This is a genomic window from Streptomyces erythrochromogenes, from assembly GCF_036170895.1.
Classification (GTDB): domain Bacteria; phylum Actinomycetota; class Actinomycetes; order Streptomycetales; family Streptomycetaceae; genus Streptomyces; species Streptomyces erythrochromogenes.
This window is the reverse complement of sequence record NZ_CP108036.1, coordinates 3,596,473-3,614,084: the sequence shown is the minus strand read 5'-3', so window position 1 is coordinate 3,614,084 and position 17,612 is coordinate 3,596,473. Positions and strand designations below refer to the sequence as shown.

Genomic DNA, 17,612 nt, shown 5'->3' with positions numbered 1-17,612 from the left:
GTCGCTGTGGAGAACCTGATTGCGCTGCTGATCGCGGCGCCCCTGCTCGGAGCGGTGGTGCTGCTCTGCGGCGGCCGGCGCCTCGACAAGACCGGCCACTGGATCGGCACCCTGCTCGCGGCCGTCTCCTTCGGGATCGGCGTCGTGCTCTTCGCCGACATGCTGGGGCGCAGCGCCGACGACCGGACGCTGACCCAGAACCTGTACACCTGGATCCCCGTCGAGGGCTTCCAGGCGGACATGGCGTTCCAGCTGGACCAGCTGTCGATGACCTTCGTCCTGCTGATCTCGGGCGTCGGCACCCTCATCCACGTGTACTCGATCGGGTACATGGAGCACGACGAGCGCCGCCGCCGCTTCTTCGGCTACCTGAACCTGTTCGTCGCGGCCATGCTGCTGCTGGTCCTCGCCGACAACTACCTGCTGCTGTACTTCGGCTGGGAGGGCGTGGGCCTCGCCTCGTACCTGCTGATCGGCTTCTGGCAGCACAAGCCCAGCGCGGCCACGGCCGCGAAGAAGGCCTTCCTGGTCAACCGCGTCGGCGACATGGGCCTGTCGATCGCGATCATGCTGATGTTCACCACCTTCGGGACCTTCGCCTTCACGCCCCTGTTCGGCGCGGTGGGCGAGACGTCCGAGGGCACGCTCACGGCGATCGGCCTGATGCTGCTGCTGGCCGCCTGCGGCAAGTCGGCGCAGGTCCCGCTGCAGTCCTGGCTCGGGGACGCGATGGAGGGCCCGACGCCGGTCTCGGCCCTGATCCACGCGGCCACCATGGTGACGGCCGGCGTCTACCTGATCGTCCGCTCGGCGGCGATCTTCAACGCGGCGCCCGACGCCCAACTGGTGGTCACCGTCGTCGGCGCGGTCACGCTGCTCTTCGGTGCGATCGTCGGTTGCGCGAAGGACGACATCAAGAAGGCCCTGGCGGGCTCGACGATGTCGCAGATCGGCTACATGATCCTCGCCGCGGGCCTCGGCCCCATCGGCTACGTCTTCGCGATCATGCACCTGGTGACGCACGGCTTCTTCAAGGCCGGCCTCTTCCTCGGCGCCGGTTCCGTGATGCACGGGATGAACGACGAGGTCGACATGCGCAGGTACGGGGGCCTGCGAAAGTACATGCCGGTCACCTTCGTCACCTTCGGCCTCGGCTACCTGGCGATCATCGGCTTCCCGGGCCTGTCAGGCTTCTTCTCCAAGGACATGATCATCGAGGCGGCCTTCGCGAAGGGCGGCACCGAGGGCTGGATCCTCGGCGGGGTCACCCTGCTGGGCGCCGGCATCACCGCCTTCTACATGACCCGCGTCATGCTCCTCACCTTCTTCGGCGACAAGCGCTGGCAGCCGGACGCGGACGGCCACGAGCCGCACCCGCACGAGTCCCCGAAGTCCATGACCATCCCGATGGTCATCCTCGCCTTCGGGTCGGTCTTCGCCGGCGCCTTCTTCGAGATCGGCGAGCGCTTCCTGAAGTGGCTGGAGCCCGTCACGGGCTACTCGCACGGCAACCCGCCGGTCAGCGCCATGACGGTCACCGCGGCCACCATGGTGATGCTGCTCGTCGGAGTCGGCATCGCCTGGGCGATGTACGGCAAGCGGCCCGTTCCGGTCGTCGCCCCGCGCGGCTCCTTCCTCACCCGGGCGGCCCGCCGCGACCTGTACCAGGACGACTTCAACCACGTCGTGCTGGTGCGCGGCGGGGAGCACCTGACCCGCTCGCTCGTGTACCTCGACCACAGCGTGGTCGACGGGGTGGTCAACGGGACGGCCGCCTCGGTCGGCGGGCTCTCGGGCCGCCTGCGCAAGCTGCAGAACGGCTACGCCCGCAGCTACGCGGTCTCGATGTTCGGGGGCACGGCGATCCTCATCGCCGCGACCCTGCTGATGAGGGCGGTGTGACATGGACTTCCCGCTTCTGACGGTCACGGCCGCGGTGCCCGCGGTCGGCGCGATCCTCACGGCGGCCGTCCCGGCCGCCCGCCGGACCGCCGCCAAGTGGCTCGCGCTGTTCTTCTCGCTGGTGACACTGGCCCTGGCCGTGCTCGTCGCGGTCCGCTTCGAACCCGGTGGCGACCGCTACCAGCTCACCGAATCCCGTCCCTGGATCGCCGACTTCGGCGTCCGCTACGAACTGGGCGTGGACGGGATCGGCGTCGTCCTCATCGGACTCACCGCGCTCCTGATCCCCTTCGTGATCGCGGCCGGCTGGCACGACGCCGACCCGCTGGCAGAGCCCACGAGCGGCTCCGCCACGTGGCAGCCCTCGCGCTGGCGCCCGACCCAGGGCTTCTTCGCCCTGATCCTGATGGTCGAGGCGATGGTGATCATCTCCTTCGAGGCCACCGACGTCTTCCTCTTCTACATCTTCTTCGAAGCCATGCTCATCCCGATGTACTTCCTCATCGGCGGCTTCGGGGACCGGGCCCACTCGGGCAGCGACGAGAACGCGGCCGCGCAGCGCAGCTACGCGGCGGTCAAGTTCCTCCTCTACAACCTGGTCGGCGGCCTGATCATGCTGGCCGCCGTCATCGGCCTGTACGTGGTCGCGGGGAACTTCTCGCTCCAGGAGATCACCGCCGCCCGCGCCGCCGGCACCCTGGACATGGCGACCAACACCGAGCGGCTGCTGTTCCTCGGCTTCTTCTTCGCGTTCGCAGTGAAGGCACCGCTGTGGCCGCTGCACACCTGGCTGCCGAACGCGATGGGCGAGTCCACCGCCCCGGTCGCCGTCCTGATCACCGCGGTCGTCGACAAGGTCGGCACCTTCGCGATGCTCCGCTTCTGCCTCGGGCTCTTCCCCGACGCCAGCAAGTGGGCCACGCCGGTGATCCTCGTCCTGGCCCTGATCAGCATCGTCTACGGGGCGCTGGTGGCCGTCGGCCAGCGGGACATCAAGCGGCTGGTGGCCTACGCCTCCATCTCGCACTTCGGCTTCATCATCCTGGGCATCTTCGCGATGACCTCCCAGGGCCAGTCCGGTGCCACCCTCTACATGGTCAACCACGGCCTGTCGACGGCGGCGCTCATGCTGGTGGCCGGCTTCCTGATCTCGAGGCGCGGCTCGCGGCTCATCGCCGACTACGGCGGCGTCCAGAAGGTGGCCCCGGTCCTCGCCGGGACCTTCCTGATCGGCGGCCTCGCCACGCTCTCGCTGCCGGGCCTCGCGCCCTTCGTCAGCGAGTTCCTGGTCCTGGTGGGCACGTTCGCCCGCTACCCGGTCGTCGGGATCATCGCCACCGTCGGCATCGTGCTGGCCGCGCTCTACACGCTCGTGCTCTACCAGCGCACGATGACCGGGCCCGTGAAGGAGGAGGTCCGCACGATGCCGGACCTGCACCTGCGCGAGGTCCTGGTGGTCGCCCCGCTGATCGCGCTGCTGATCGGGCTGGGCGTCTACCCGAAGGTCCTCACCGACATCGTCAACCCGGCGGTGGAGCACACCATGTCGGACGTGAAGCAGACGGACCCGAAGCCCGAGGTCGCCGTCGAAGCCAAGAACGGGGAGGAGGCGAAGTGAGCACACTGACTTCCGCCCACAGCCTGTGGACACTGGCGGCCGACACGCCGGCCGGCCGGATCCCGGCGCCGGTCATCGAGTACGCGCAGCTCGCTCCCACGCTGATCGTGGTGGGCGCGGCGGTCGTCGGGATCCTCGTGGAGGCCTTCGTGCCCCGCAAGTCCCGCTACTACGTCCAGGTTTTCCTCGCCTTCGCCGCGCTGGCCTCGGCCTTCGCCGCGGTGGTCGGCCTCGCGGCCGGCGGGTACGGCTCGACGAAGGCGCACATCGCCGCTATGGGCGCCATCGCCGTGGACGGCCCCGCGCTCTTCCTGCAGGGCACCATCCTGCTGGCGTCGGTCGTCGCGGTCTTCACCTTCGCCGAGCGGCGCCTGGACCCGGCCGCGCACGGCAACCGGGTGGACTCCTTCGCCGCCCAGGCAGCGTCGGTACCGGGCAGCGACAGCGAGAAGGCAGCGGTCAAGGCGGGGTTCACCACCACCGAGGTCTTCCCGCTGGCCCTGTTCGCGATCGCCGGAATGCTGATCTTCCCGGCGGCCAACGACCTGCTGACGCTGTTCGTCGCCCTGGAGGTCTTCTCCCTCCCGCTGTACCTGCTCTGCGCCGTCGCCCGCCGCCAGCGGCTGATGTCGCAGGAGGCCGCGGTGAAGTACTTCCTGCTGGGCGCCTTCTCCTCCGCCTTCCTCCTCTTCGGCATCGCGCTGCTCTACGGCTACGCGGGCTCCGTGTCGTACGCGGTGATCGCCGACGTGGTCGACGGCACGATCACGAAGATCGACCCGGCGCTGGCCGGCACCATGGGCAACGACGTGCTGCTGCTCATGGGCGGTGCGCTGATCATGACGGGCCTGCTCTTCAAGGTCGGTGCGGTCCCCTTCCACATGTGGACCCCGGACGTCTACCAGGGCGCCCCCACCCCGGTCACCGGCTTCATGGCGGCGGCGACGAAGGTGGCCGCGTTCGGCGCCCTGCTGCGACTGCTGTACGTGGTCCTGCCGGGCCTGCGCTGGGACTGGCGTCCGGTGATGTGGGCGGTCGCCATCGTCACGATGCTGGCGGGCGCGGTGATCGCCGTGACCCAGACGGACGTCAAGCGGCTCCTGGCGTACTCCTCCGTCGCGCACGCCGGCTTCATCCTGGCCGGTGTGATCGCGACCTCGGAGGAGGGCGTCCAGTCCGTCCTCTTCTACCTGCTCGCCTACTCCTTCGTGACGATCGGCGCGTTCGCGGTGGTCACGCTGGTGCGCGACGCGGGCGGAGAGGCGACGCACCTGTCCAAGTGGGCGGGTCTGGGCCGGCGTTCGCCGCTGACCGCGGCCGTCTTCGCGGTGTTCCTGCTCGCCTTCGCCGGCATCCCGCTGACGTCCGGCTTCACGGGCAAGTTCGCCGTGTTCAGCGCGGCGGCGGAGGGCGGCGCCGGAGCGCTGGTCGTGATCGGTGTCCTGTCGTCCGCGATCGCCGCGTTCTTCTACATCCGGGTGATCGTCCTGATGTTCTTCAGCGAGCCGAAGGCCGACGGCCCGACGGTGGCCGTCCCCTCGCCGCTGACGATGACGACCATCGCGGTGGGCGTCGCGGTCACCCTGGTACTGGGCCTGGCGCCGCAGTACTTCCTGGAACTGGCGGGACAGGCGAGCACCTTCGTCCGCTGACCGGTCCGCCGCACGCGACAGGGCCCGGCCCCTTCGGGGGGCCGGGCCCTGTGGCATCACTCGGGGCGCCCGCGCCCTACCGCGCGCACGGCCTAGTGGCCGTGCGCGTGGGCGGCGGCCGGCTTGCCCGGGGTGGGGGCCTTCTTCGGGCAGGTCAGGGCCGGGTTCCAGTTGTGGAAGCGGCCGGCCGGGTTCTTCTTGTACGCCCACATGTGCAGGTCGTAGTGCTTGGGCATGCCCGCCCAGTGGCCCGGCATGGGGCCGTCGAAGGGCAGGCCGAACATGCTCGGCCGGTCGTCGGCGGTCTTCAGGTCCTGGTCCCGGTCGGTGGACATCCACTCCACGGTCTCCAGCCGGCGGCGGCCGTTCCTGTCCTTCTCCCGGCTGTAGAGGAGCGCGGTGGGCCTCGCGGGGTCCTTCGAACCCCAGTTGGCCTGCTTGACGTAGTGGTAGTTCATGGCGCCCACCCCGAACGGGTTCGTCATGCACTCCTCGCCCTTCGGGACGTACCCGTCCCTGATGGCCTGCCGCTCGTCCGCGTACTTGGCGGTCGCCGCGATCGCCGTCGCCATGTCCCGCATGGCCTTCGCGTTGTGCGGGTCGGGCGCGGGCCCCTCGACCCCGTGGGCCGGGGCCACGGCGGTCAGGCCGAGCGACACGGCGGCCGCGCAGGTGACGAGGGTCCTCAGGCTGCGTACGGTCATGGCGGCGGCTCCTCGCGGTGGGGGTACGGGGTACGGGTTCCCGCGTCCGTCCACCATCCCGGCCCGCCCCGCGCGCCGCACGCGGCGCGCCTCCGAACGGGGGCCCGGGGCCCGCCGGGCCCGCCGGTCAGGCGCGGGCCGCGTACGCCCGGACGTCCGCGTCGGGGTCGGCGACCGCCGTGGCGAGGGCCGCCCGGGCCTCCCCCGATTCCCGGTGGGCCAGCAGCGCCAGCACCGCCGCCTTGCGGACGTCCGCGTCGGCGTCGGCCAAGGCCGTCGCCAGGGCCGGTACGGCCGTCCCCGCGGCGGCCGCCGACAGCCCGGCCGCCGCCCCCGCGCGCACCTGCCAGGCCGGATCGGCCAGGGCCGCCACCGCGGTACGGGCGTAGCCGTCCGGGCAGCCGACCGAGGCCAGCGCGCCCAGCGCCGCACCCCGCACCAGCGGGTCGGCGTCCGAGAGCAGCGGGTCCAGCGGCGCCGGCGCCGGATCGCGCACCGCGGCCAGGCCCTTGGCGACGGCCACCCTGACCTCGCGGGCCGGGTCCCCGGCGGCCGCGGCCAGCTCCGTCGCCGCGTCCACGGACACCAGACCCCGCACCGCATGGATCCGTACGTCCACCTCGGCGTCCGCGAGCGCGGCCGCGTACAGCCCGGCGTCCCCGAGCCGCAGCGCCCGCAGCGCTTCGAGCGCGGCCGCGCGCACCGCCGGGTCCGGCACCGCGAGGGCCGCCCGCAGCCCGGCCGCCAGGCCGGGATCGCCCGGCAGGACCTCCAGCAGCTCCCGCAGCGCCCCCGCGGCGGCGGCCCGTACCGCGGGGTCGCCGTCCGCGAGCCGGGCCGCCAGCGCCGGTCCGGCGCCGGCCGGCACGGTCTCGCCGAGCGTGGCCACCGCGGCGCCCCGCACGGCCGGATCCGCGTCGGTCAGGTACGGGTGCAGGGCGGTGAGGTCCGGGGACTCCTCGGCGAGCGCGAGGAGTTCGAGGATCCGCGGCGAGGAGCCGACGGCAGTCCCGGCAGTCCCGGCGGCGGCCGCGGTGGTTCCGGCGGACGTCGCCGCGGCCGCCGAGCCCGCCCGCGCCGCCGGAGGCGTACGCCGGGGACCGGCCGTCGCCACCGGCACCAGTTCGACCTCGCCCAGGTGCCGCTCGGGGCCGCCCACGGGGGTGAACCCGTCCACCGGCACCAGGTACGGCTCCACCGGCCGCGCGGTGAACTCCATCGCCCCCGACGCCGACTTGCGCAGGTCCAGGTGGTGCAGCCAGCCCGCGTCGTCCCGCTGCGGATGGTCGGTCCGCTCGTGGTAGAGACCCCAGCGCGACTCCGTCCGGGCCAGCGAGGCCCGGGCGGCCATCTCCGCGCAGTCCCGGATGAAGGACACCTCCGCGCACCGCATCAGCTCGTGCGCGGTGGTGGCGCCCATCTCCTCGATCTCGCCGGCCATCCGGTCGAAGGCCTCCACGGCGAGGGACAGCTTCGCGCCCGTCTTCGGCGGGGCCACGTAGTCGTTCACGAACCGCCGCAGCTTGTACTCCACCTGCGGTTGCGGCGGCCCGTCCGGATGGCGCAGCGGCCGGTAGACCAGCTCGTGCGCGGCCGCCAGCTGGCCGGCGGGCAGCTCGCCCTCGTACGGGGAGTACCGGGCGGCGTCCGCGCCCGCCAGATCGCCGAAGACGAAGGCGCCGATCATGTAGTTGTGCGGTACGGAGGCCAGGTCACCGGCCGCGTACAGCCGCGGGACGGTGGTGCGGGCGTGGTCGTCGACGCGGACGCCCGAGGCCGAGTGCCCGCCGCACAGGCCGATCTCCGAGATGTGCATCTCGATGTCGTGGGTGCGGTAGTCGTGGCCGCGGTTCGCGTGGAAGGTGCCGCGGGTCGGCCGCTCCGTGGTGTGCAGGATCGATTCGAGGGAGGCCACGGACTCCTCCGGCAGGTGGCTGAGCTTCAGGAACACCGGGCCCCGGTCGGAGGCGAGTTCGGCTGCGAACTCCGCCATCATCTGCCCCGACCAGTAGTCGGAGTCCACGAACCGCTCGCCGTGCCGGTTGACCTGGTAGCCGCCGAACGGGTTCGCGACGTACGCGCACGCCGGACCGTTGTAGTCCTTGATCAGCGGGTTGATCTGGAAGCACTCGATACCGGTCAGCGCGGCGCCCGCGTGGTAGGCCATGGCGTAGCCGTCACCGGCGTTCGTCGGGTTCTCGTACGTGCCGTACAGGTAGCCCGACGCCGGTAGCCCGAGCCGCCCGCAGGGGCCGGTGGCCAGGACCACCGCCCCGGCGCGCACGGTCACGAACGCGCCGGTGCGGGTGTTGAAAGCGGCCGCGCCGATCGCCCGGCCGTCGTCGGGCGCGGTGAGGACCCGCACCGGCATCACCCGGTTCTCGATCCGGATCAGCTCGCGCATCTCGCGGCGCCGCAGCTGCCGGTAGAGGACCTTCTTGACGTCCTTGCCCTCCGGCATGGGCAGCACGTACGAGCCCGACCGGTGGACCTGGCGCACCGCGTACTCGCCGTGCTCGTCCTTCTCGAACTTCACCCCGTACGACTCCAGGCGCTGCACCATCGCGAAGCCGCGGGTGGCCGTCTGCCGCACCGTGGACTGGTCGACGACGCCGTCGTTGGCGCGGGTGATCTCGGCGACGTAGTCGTCCGGCTCGGCGCGGCCGGGGACGACCGCGTTGTTGACCCCGTCCATGCCCATGGCGAGGGCGCCGGAGTGGCGGACGTGCGCCTTCTCCAGCAGCAGCACGCGCGCCCCGCGCTCGGCGGCGGTCAGCGCCGCCATCGTGCCGGCGGTGCCGCCGCCGATGACGAGGACGTCGCAGGAGATTTCCTCGGCGTCGCCGATCGCGGGGATGTCCATGGTGCGGCCCTTCAGAGTGAGTTGATGATCTGCTGCCGGAGTCCGGCGTGCGAGGCGGCCCGGTCCCGCGGCGCCGGTACGGGCACCACCGCGCCGGTACCGAGCAGGGCGACGCGGTCCCCGAGGAACAGCGCCTCGTCCACGTCGTGCGTGACGAAGACGACGGTCGCGCCGGTGCCCGCGAGAACCTCCACGAGGAGGTCCTGCATCTCGGCGCGGGTCTGGGCGTCCAGCGCGCCGAAGGGCTCGTCCATGAGGACGGCCCGGGGGCGCGCGGCGAGCGCGCGGGCCAGCTGGACGCGCTGGCGCTGCCCGCCGGAGAGCTGGTGCGGGAGCTTGTGCGCGTGTCCGGCCAGACCCACGCGCTCCAGCCACTCCCCGGCGGTACGGCGCCGGGGAGCCCGGGCGTTCCCGCGGATGGCGAGCGGGAGTTCGACGTTGGCCCGGACCGTCCGCCAGGGGAGCAGGGCGTCGTCCTGGAAGACCAGCGCCCGGCCGGCGTCCGGGCCGCGCACCGGGGCGCCGTCCTGTTCCACCGCGCCGTCGAGCGGCGCCAGCAGCCCCGCGAGGGTGCGCAGCAGCGTGGACTTGCCGCAGCCGGACGGGCCCACGACGGCGAGCACCTCCCCGGGCTCGACCGTCAGGTCGACCCCGTCGAGCACCGCGTTCCCGCGGTGCCCGAGCCGTACGCCGCGCAGCGCGAGCCGCGCCCCGGGCGGCGCGGCGTGCGCCGCAGCGCCGGGGCCGGTCCGGGTGTCTGCCCGGGTCGGGCTCATCGGGTCACCTCTCGGGTCCGCTCGGGGGAGGTCTCGGGTGCGGAACCCGGACCGGTCGGACCGGCCGGGCCGGCCGGGCCCGTGACGGCCGCACCGGCCGGTGCGGCGTGGTCGGGAGTACGGGACGGGCGCCGCGGGCCCCGCCCCGTACGGGGCCGGGCGGCGGCGGAGGACGGGACCGGGCCGGAGGCGTCGCGCGAGGGCAGCCAGCGCGTCAGGCGGCGGCCGGCCCGCTCCACCGCCGTGGACGTCAGCCAGCCCAGCGCGCCGATGGTGACCATGCCGACGAAGACGCCCGGGTAGTCGACCACCGTGTAGTCCTGCCAGGTCCGGTAGCCGACCCCGTACTCGCCGGAGATCATCTCCGCCGAGATCACGCAGATCCACGAGACGCCGATGCCGACGGACAGCCCGCCGAAGATGCCCGGCAGGGCGCCCGGCAGGACCACCGAGAAGAGCACCCGCCCCCGGCCGCCACCCATCGTCAGGACGGCCTCCTCCCACACCGGCGTCAGCGCCCGCACCGCGTGCCGCGTCGAGACCAGCACCGGGAAGAACGCGGCGGCGAAGGTGATGAAGACGATCCCCTGCTCGTTCGAGGGGAACAGCAGGATCGCCACCGGCACCAGGGCGATGGCCGGGATCGGCCGCAGCACCTCCAGCAGCGGGCCGATCAGGTCCTCCGCGATCCGGGACCGGGCGATCGCCGTGCCCACCGCGATCCCGAGGACGGCGGCGAGCGCGAAGCCCGACACGATCCGGCGCAGGCTGAACCCGAGGTCGTGCCAGTACGCGTCCTCCCGCGCCCGCTGCCAGAACGTCGAGGCCACCTCGTCCACCGTCGGGAACTGCTCGAAGCGCAGCCACAGGTTCACGTCCAGCGAGGTCAGCCCCTGCCACACCAGCAGGGCCGCGCCGAGCGAAGCCGCCCGCAGCGCCCAGCGGCCGACCGTCATGACGCCAGGGCCCCGGCCTCGGCGAAGTCCACGATCCGCGCCCCCGACCCCTTGTGCGCGTCGACGTACGCCTTCGCGCCCGCCGGGGTGACGAAGGCCCGCAGCTCCGGACCCTCGGCCACCCACACGGCCTTGTCCGCGAACCACAGGGTCCCGGTCACCGCGTCCGGCACGTACGCAGCCCGGACGTCCCCGCCGCGCGCCGCCTTCAGCAACTCGCGCGGGGAGTCGAAGCTCTGGGTACGGGTCTGGCCCTTCAGCCACAGCTCGGAGCGGGCGGCCGCCGCCGCCGGGTACTGCTGCGTACCCTCCGAAGCCCGCTTGAGGGGCTCCGGGTCCACGAAGGCGTCCACGTCGACGCCGGCGACCAGCTTGGCGTCCTTCAGTACCGGCACGTCCTGCTTCAGCGCGTCGATCAGCTCCGGGCGCAGGGCCGGGTCGAAGGTGGCGATGCCGTTCGCCCCGTTGTAGAGGTACACCACCTCCGCGGGCAGCCCCGTCTCCTTCGCCACCGACTCGGCCGCCGCCACGGGTTCCGTGCGCAGGTGGTCGGTGGCCTTGAGCTGCGCCCGCAGGAAGTCCTCCAGCACACCGGGCCGCTCCCGGGCGAACTCCTCCCGGACCGTGACCCCGTGGAAGGTCGGCAGGTTCAGCTCGGCGCCGTCGTACAGGGCTTTGGCCCGGCCTTCGTACGCCAGCTGCCCGGGCCACGCCACGAACTGCGAGAGGGCGTCCACGCTGCCCGCCTGGAGCGCCGAAGCGCCCACGCTGGGCTGCTGGTTGAGCTTCTCGACGCCGCTCGCCGGGTCGATCCCGGCGCGCTGCAGGGCCCGTACGAGCGTCCCGTCGGCGGCGGAGCCGACGCTGGTCGACACCTTCTTCCCGCGGAGGTCGGCCAGTGACTCGAGCTTCGAACCGGGTGCGGTGACCACGGTGTTGAGGCCGCCGCGCAGGTTGTAGCCGGTCACGGCGACCAGTCGGGTGGGCTGCTTCAGCTCCTTGCCGCGGGCGGCGTTGATGAGGAGCGGGAAGTCGCCCATCGAACCGATGTCCATCTTCCCCGCGGTCATCTGCGCGGTGATCGGGGCGCCGGTGGCGTAGTCCTGCCAGTCCACCTTGTACGTGACGCCGTCCTTGCTGCCGCGCGCCGCGAGTTCCTGCTCGAAGTAGCCGAGGGAGCGCAGCAGGGTGCCGGCGGTGACGGTGTTGATGGTCTTGGACTGGTAGCCGACGGTCACGGTGACCGTCTTCGGGCCGGACGCGCCTTCGGCGTCGCCGCCGCAGGCCGTGACGAGCGGGGCGAGGAGCAGGACGAGCGCGAGTGGCGCGACTGCCTTCGTACGCATGGGAGGGGGACCTTTCACCGGAGCAGGTAGGGCATGTTGACGGTGACCGCGCCGGTGGGACAGCGGGCGGCGCAGGGGCCGCAGTACCAGCACTCGTCCACGTGCATGTAGGCCTTGCCGTCGTCCTCGCGGATCGCGAGCGAGTCGAGCGGACACATGTCGACGCAGAGGGTGCAGCCGTCGATGCACAGGGACTCGTCGATGGTCACGGGCACGTCGCCGCGCTGGGGGACCAGAGGCATGGCTGTCTCCAGGAAGGTGGGTACGCGGGGGTTGCGCGAGGGCTGCGCAAGGGGTCAGAGCGAGCGGCGCAGCAGGCCGCTCATGGTGATCCGGTCGCCGCGGAAGCGGATGAACTCCAGGTCCACGGGCCGCCCGTCGCCCAGATGGGTGAGCCGCTCCAGCATCAGGACGGCGGCCCCGCGCGGGGCCTGGAGGACGGCGGCGGAGTGCGCGTCGGCGTTGACGGCTTCGAGGGTGATCTCGGCGTGGCCGAGGGGCTGCCCGGTCTGCTGCTCCAGCAGCCGGAAGACGTCGGTGTTCTCCAGGTCGCAGCCCAGCAGCGCGGAGCCGATGTCCAGGGGGATGTAGGTGAGGTCGAGGGAGAGCGGCAGCCCGCCCAGGCGCCGCAGCCGCTCGATGTAGAGCACGTCCGTGTGCTCGGGCAGGCCCAGGCGGTGGGCGACGGGGGCGGGAGCCGGCACCGGGCCCACGGTGCGGACCTCGTTGGTGACGGTGCCGTGCTCGTGCAGGGTCTCGGCGAGCCCCTGCAGGCGGTCGAGGCCGTGCGGGTACTTCTCGGCGACGACGACGGTGCCGACGCCGGGCTGCCGTTCCACGAGCCGTTCGCCGCGCAGCAGGTCGAGGGCCTGGCGGACGGTGTTGCGGCTGGCCCGGTAGTCGGCGGCGAGGGTGTGCTCCAGGGGGAGGACCCCGGTGGGGAAGGCTCCCGAGAGGATCTGGTGGCGCAGCAGGTCGGCGAGCTGGCGCGCCTGGTCCGCGCGCAGTCGCCGCCGCCGCGCGGCGTGGTCGAGGCTGCGTTCGGCTGGCATGGCACGGAACATACCGACGGGCCGCGGGCCGTGGTGTTGCAGCAGTATTGCGCCACCGGCGGGCTCTGGTGCACCCCCGGTGACCTGCGGTTTCGACGGGGCGGCAGAAAGATCCGCCACCCCGCCGACCGAGGGGTGGACTACGCGGCGCCCACGATGCGGCCGGTGACCTCGCCGAGGCCGACGCGCGTGCCGTCCGGGCCGGGGGCCCAGGCGGTGAGGGTGACGGTGTCCCCGTCCTCCAGGAAGGTGCGCTTGCCGTCGGCGAGCTCGATGGCGTCGCGGCCGTTCCAGGTGAGCTCCAGCAGCGAGCCGCGCTGGCCGACCTCGGGGCCGCTGACGGTGCCCGAGCCGAAGACGTCGCCGGTGCGCAGGGAGGCGCCGTTGACGGTCATGTGCGCGAGCTGCTGGGCGGCGGTCCAGTACATCGTCGCGAACGGCGGCTGCGCCACCTCCTGGCCGTTGATGGAGACGGTGATGTGCAGGTCGAAGCCGCCGGGGCGGTCGACGGCTGCGTCGTCCAGGTAGGGCAGGAGCGGGAAGTCCCGGGCGGGCGGGGTGACGCGGGCGGCGTCCAGGGCCTCCAGCGGGGTGACCCAGGCGGAGACGGAGGTCGCGAAGGACTTGCCGAGGAAGGGGCCGAGCGGCACGTACTCCCAGGCCTGGATGTCCCGCGCCGACCAGTCGTTGAGCAGGAACAGCCCGAAGACGTGGTCCTCGAAAGCGCCCAGCGGCACCGGGCGTCCCAGCTCGGACGGGGCGCCGACGACGAAGCCGACCTCGGCCTCGATGTCGAGCTTGACGGACGGGCCGAAGACGGGCGCCGGGTCGGTGGGCGCCTTGCGCTGCCCGGAGGGCCGTACGACGTCGGTCCCCGAGACCACGATGGTGCCGGAGCGGCCGTGGTAACCGATCGGCAGGTGCTTCCAGTTGGGCGTCAGCGCGTCGCCGTCCGGTCGGAACATCTGCCCGACGTTGGTGGCGTGGTGCTCGCTGGCGTAGAAGTCGACGTAGTCGGCGACCTCGTACGGCAGGTGCAGCGTGACCTCGTCCAGCGGCAGCAGGTGCGGCTCGACGGTGGGGCGGTGGCCGGGGTCGGTGACCCAGGCGGTCAGCGCGCGCCGCACGTCGCGCCAGGCGGTGCGCCCGGCGGCCAGCAGCGGGTTGAGGGAGGTCCGGCCGAGCAGCCCCGCGTAGGGGGAGCCGAGCGCGACCGCGGCCGCCCCCGCGTCGAGCACGTGCCCGCCGATGCGCACACCGATCCGGCGGCGTTCCTCGCCGGCGGTCGAGAAGACGCCGTAGGGGAGGTTGTGCGGCCCGAACGGGTCGCCCTCGGGGACATCGAGGGGGCTCTGCTGGGGCATGGGGTACTGCCTCGCTTTCGACGCGGTCCGGGGGTGTCCCGGGGGCTGGTTGACACGTTACGTGGCTGAGGGGGCGCGTGGGAGGCCGGATTCGCGCTCTATTTGTAGGACTTGTCCAAAGGGGTCCGTATCCTTGGCGCCGTGACTTCCGCCCCTCTTTCGGCCCTCCCCTATGCCTTGATCGCCACTGACCTGGACGGGACTCTGCTGCGTGCCGGGGACAGCGTTTCAGCCCGTTCTTCCGGGGCGCTCGCGGCCGCGCGCGCGGCCGGCGCCCGGCACATCATCGTCACCGGCCGTCCTGTTCCCCAGGTCCGACACGTCCTCGACGGACTGGGGTACACGGGGCTCGCGGTGTGCGCGCAGGGCGCGCAGGTGTACGACGCGGCGCGCGGCCGGCTGCTGCACTCCGTCTCCATGGACCGGGAGCTGGCGGAGGTGGCCCTCGGCAAGATCGAGGCGGAGATCGGCGAGGTCTACGCGGCGGTCAACCAGGAGGGCCTGGACGCGGAGATGCTGATGGGGCCGGGCTACCGGATGTGGCACCCGCACCTGCCGACGGTACGGGTGGCCCGGCGCTCGGACCTGTGGTCGGCCCCGATCAACAAGGTGCTGCTCCAGCACCCGGAACTGGACGACGACGAGCTGACGCGGGTGGCGCGGTCGGTGGTCGGGCACCTGGTGAACGTCACGATGGCGGGCGAGCACACGGTGGAACTCCAGCCGCTGGGCATCGACAAGGCCGGCGGTCTCGTGCGGGCGGCCGACGTCCTGGGCGTCTCCGCCGCCCGCACGATCGCCTTCGGGGACATGCCGAACGACATCCCGATGTTCGCGTGGGCGGCGTGGGGGGTGGCCATGGCCAACTCCCACCCCGAGCTGGTCGCGGTGGCCGACGAACTGACGCTGTCCAACGAGGCCGACGGCATCGCGGTGGTCCTGGAGCGGCTGTTCGGCTGACCGCCGGCTCCCGCGGCTGCCGCCCGGGGCGCCCGCCGGCGGGCGGCTGGGGTCAGCCCGCCGAGCGCGGGAGCCGGCGTTCCCACGTGCGGTGGAAGACCACCTCGTCGCCCTCCCGGCACACCACCTCGTTCGACGTCACGAAGCCGCCCTCGTCGCAACGGATCTCCGAGCTGGTCTCCACCCTCGCGTCCCAGCCCAGTTCCGGCCGGTGGAGCCGGATCCGCCACTGCGAGCCGGTCCGGGCCGACAGCGGGTCCCCGTCCTGGATCTCGTACACCTCCGTGGCGTCCTCGCCGTACTCCAGGCCGTCGGGGTAGACCCTGGTGCCCCCGTACCGCGGGTCCACCTCCAGCCGCCAGGTCCCGCGCGCGACGTCCCGTACGACCAGCCGCTCCGGGCGCGGGTCGTCCAGGGTGGCCGGGTAGGAGACGCCGAGCGGCTCCGACTGCTCGGGGGGATCGAAGACGATCCCGCCCTCCCCGGCCGGGTACGCCGCCCGGACCGGCAGGGTCACCGAGCTGCCCGCCGGGTCCAGAGTCCAGCCGGCCTCGGACCCGGCCCGCGGCCAGATCCACGGCCAGTACGCGGAGGACACCGCGAGGCGGATCCGGTGCCCCGGCGGGAAGGCGTGGCCGATGCCGTTCAGCTCGAAGGTGACGTCCTCGTACGAGCCCACCGGCCACGGGACGGCCCGGTCCCGCCCCTGGCGGGCGGACAGGTTCAGCGCGCCCCGCGTGACCAGCGTCGAGGAGCCGTCCGGGGCGACGTCGCACAGCCGGGCCACGACCTGCCCGTACGGCACGTCGAGCCGCAGCCGCAGGGTCACCGACGGCCGGCCCAGGATCTCCACCGGCTCGCCGCCGCCCACCGGGAACTCGAAGCAGGCCGATTTCGCGTCCTCCTCCCGCTGGTCCGGCGGCAGGTCGGCGTCGTTGCCGAAGGGGAAGAAGCGGCCCGCGTCCAGCCCGGTGTGCTGCGGGGAGGCGACGGCCACCGGCGCGCCCTGGAACACGTACGGGACGGGGATGACGTGCGCCGAGGGCCAGGACCTCTCGCCGACCCAGCGCCCCGGGAGTTCCTCGTACACGGTCGCCGGCGGGTGCGCGTCGCTGATCCAGGCACGCAGCAGCGGCTCGTCCATCACCCCGTTGTCGGCACCCTTCAGCCAGTGGTCCCACCAGCGCAGCGTCTCCTGGAGGAAGCCGATCGCGGGCCCCGGCGGCAGCCCGCGGTCCGGGTACTGGTGCGACCAGGGGCCGATCAGGCCCCGTACGCGCGCCGACGGCAGGTGCTGGACCAGCCGCAGGACGGTGTCCCGGTACGGGTCGTGCCAGCCGCCAACCGCGAGCACGGCCGCGCCGATCGCCCCGTAGTCCTCGCAGACGCTGCCGTGGCGCCAGTAGGCGTCGCGGGTCTGGTGCGAGAGCCAGGTGTGGATCAGCGGTTCCACCGCCTCCAGCCGGTCCAGCCACTGCGCGCGCCAGCCGTCGCCGACGTGGTGCGGGTCCGGCGGGCGGGAGGCGAAGGCCAGCATGGTCGCCGCCCGCGCGTGCATGTCCACGGCGAGCACCGAGCCGCCCATGTAGTGCACGTCGTTGTCGTAGCGGTCGTCCGTCGAGCAGACGGTGACGACCGCCTTCAGCGGCTCGGGGGCCAGGGCGGCGATCTGGAGGGAGTTGAACCCGCCCCACGAGATCCCGAACATCCCCACCGATCCCGTGCACCACTCCTGCGCCGCCAGCCACTGCACCACCGCGACCCCGTCGGCGAGCTCGCGGGCGTCGTACTCGTCGCCGGGCAGGCCGCCGCTGCACCCGTGCCCGCGCACGTCCACGCGTACGGAGGCGTAGCCGTGCCCCGCGTACCAGGGATGGCGCTGCCAGTCGCGCGGCGCGGTCCAGTCGGTGAGCCGGTGGGGGAGGTACTCCAGCAGCGCCGGGACGGGTTCGTCGGTCACGGGGCGCCAGATCCGCGCGTACAGCTCCACTCCGTCGGGGAGCGGGATCCGGACATCCTCGTGGGTGGTTCCGTACGGGAACTCGGTGCGGATGATCATCGGGTTCTGCCACCAATCGCCTCGGCCGCAGCCTCAGTGGACGGGGTGCATCGTGCGCCGCAGCCACGGCGCCAGTGCGATCACGGTCAGGCCGGCCGCCACGGCGACGGCGCCGTTGATACGGTCCATCGTCAGCCACCCGGCGACCGCCGGAAGGGTGGCGAGCGCGGCGGCGGCGAGGAGGATGCCGCCCCACAGGACGGCCCGGTAGGAGCCGAGGGTCCGGTCGGCGAGCCATCCGCCGGCGACGGAGACGAGGTAGACCATGGTCCCGTGGGCCGCGGCTACGGAGGCGGTCGTAGTTCTGGGCAAAACGTACTCTCCGGTTGTTTCGGCTCCTCCCGAACATACCGGTGCTCA

At 72.7% G+C, this 17,612-nt stretch carries 14 protein-coding genes; 4 read left to right on the top strand and 10 right to left on the bottom strand.

Annotated features, from left to right (window positions below; all coding sequences use genetic code 11):
- Window positions 1-6 precede the first annotated feature (6 nt).
- The 3 genes from nuoL to nuoN are packed head-to-tail and all read left to right on the top strand — an operon-like array spanning window position 7 to window position 5,172.
- Complete coding sequence (gene nuoL, locus OHA91_RS16235; RefSeq protein WP_266498555.1) at window positions 7-1,902, top strand: NADH-quinone oxidoreductase subunit L; 1,896 nt, start codon at window positions 7-9, stop codon at window positions 1,900-1,902.
- Between the two features lies 1 nt (window position 1,903).
- Entirely contained in the window at window positions 1,904-3,520 is a 1,617-nt protein-coding gene (locus OHA91_RS16230) for an NADH-quinone oxidoreductase subunit M (protein ID WP_031152580.1), read from the top strand.
- Window positions 3,517-5,172, top strand: coding sequence for an NADH-quinone oxidoreductase subunit NuoN (nuoN, locus tag OHA91_RS16225; protein WP_031152582.1), 1,656 nt, complete (start codon window positions 3,517-3,519; stop codon window positions 5,170-5,172). The genes OHA91_RS16230 and nuoN overlap by 4 nt, the downstream gene beginning before the upstream one ends.
- 92 nt (window positions 5,173-5,264) lie before the next feature.
- On the opposite strand, the gene OHA91_RS16220 is transcribed toward nuoN, so the two are convergent.
- The 8 genes from OHA91_RS16220 to fahA all read right to left on the bottom strand — a co-directional run bounded on the left by OHA91_RS16220 (window position 5,265) and on the right by fahA (window position 14,233).
- Window positions 5,265-5,876: a hypothetical protein gene (locus tag OHA91_RS16220; protein WP_031152585.1), complete on the bottom strand. Its 612-nt coding sequence runs from the start codon at window positions 5,874-5,876 to the stop codon at window positions 5,265-5,267.
- Window positions 5,877-6,003: 127 nt separating this feature from the next.
- Window positions 6,004-8,739: a fumarate reductase/succinate dehydrogenase flavoprotein subunit gene (locus OHA91_RS16215; protein WP_328739528.1), complete on the bottom strand. Its 2,736-nt coding sequence runs from the start codon at window positions 8,737-8,739 to the stop codon at window positions 6,004-6,006.
- A gap of 11 nt (window positions 8,740-8,750) precedes the next feature.
- Window positions 8,751-9,515 carry an ABC transporter ATP-binding protein gene (locus OHA91_RS16210; protein ID WP_031152589.1) on the bottom strand — a complete coding sequence of 255 codons (765 nt, stop codon included), beginning with the start codon at window positions 9,513-9,515 and terminating at the stop codon, window positions 8,751-8,753.
- Entirely contained in the window at window positions 9,512-10,471 is a 960-nt protein-coding gene (locus OHA91_RS16205; RefSeq protein ID WP_078959383.1) for an ABC transporter permease, read from the bottom strand. The genes OHA91_RS16210 and OHA91_RS16205 overlap by 4 nt, the downstream gene beginning before the upstream one ends.
- A complete protein-coding gene (locus OHA91_RS16200) occupies window positions 10,468-11,817 on the bottom strand; it encodes an ABC transporter substrate-binding protein (RefSeq protein ID WP_031152593.1) in 1,350 nt (449 codons plus the stop codon). The genes OHA91_RS16205 and OHA91_RS16200 overlap by 4 nt, the downstream gene beginning before the upstream one ends.
- 14 nt (window positions 11,818-11,831) lie before the next feature.
- Window positions 11,832-12,059, bottom strand: coding sequence for a 4Fe-4S dicluster domain-containing protein (locus OHA91_RS16195; protein ID WP_030831630.1), 228 nt, complete (start codon window positions 12,057-12,059; stop codon window positions 11,832-11,834).
- Between the two features lie 54 nt (window positions 12,060-12,113).
- Window positions 12,114-12,869 carry a GntR family transcriptional regulator gene (locus OHA91_RS16190; RefSeq protein WP_031152599.1) on the bottom strand — a complete coding sequence of 252 codons (756 nt, stop codon included), beginning with the start codon at window positions 12,867-12,869 and terminating at the stop codon, window positions 12,114-12,116.
- A gap of 140 nt (window positions 12,870-13,009) precedes the next feature.
- Window positions 13,010-14,233, bottom strand: coding sequence for a fumarylacetoacetase (gene fahA / locus OHA91_RS16185; protein WP_031152601.1), 1,224 nt, complete (start codon window positions 14,231-14,233; stop codon window positions 13,010-13,012).
- A gap of 141 nt (window positions 14,234-14,374) precedes the next feature.
- Between fahA and OHA91_RS16180 the strand changes: the two genes are divergently transcribed.
- Window positions 14,375-15,193, top strand: coding sequence for an HAD family hydrolase (locus OHA91_RS16180; RefSeq protein WP_328739527.1), 819 nt, complete (start codon window positions 14,375-14,377; stop codon window positions 15,191-15,193).
- Window positions 15,194-15,245: 52 nt separating this feature from the next.
- On the opposite strand, the gene OHA91_RS16175 is transcribed toward OHA91_RS16180, so the two are convergent.
- Entirely contained in the window at window positions 15,246-17,252 is a 2,007-nt protein-coding gene (locus OHA91_RS16175; protein WP_031152606.1) for a CocE/NonD family hydrolase, read from the bottom strand.
- A 33-nt stretch (window positions 17,253-17,285) separates the two neighbouring features.
- Complete coding sequence (locus tag OHA91_RS16170; protein ID WP_328741224.1) at window positions 17,286-17,564, bottom strand: hypothetical protein; 279 nt, start codon at window positions 17,562-17,564, stop codon at window positions 17,286-17,288.
- Window positions 17,565-17,612: the final 48 nt, after the last annotated feature.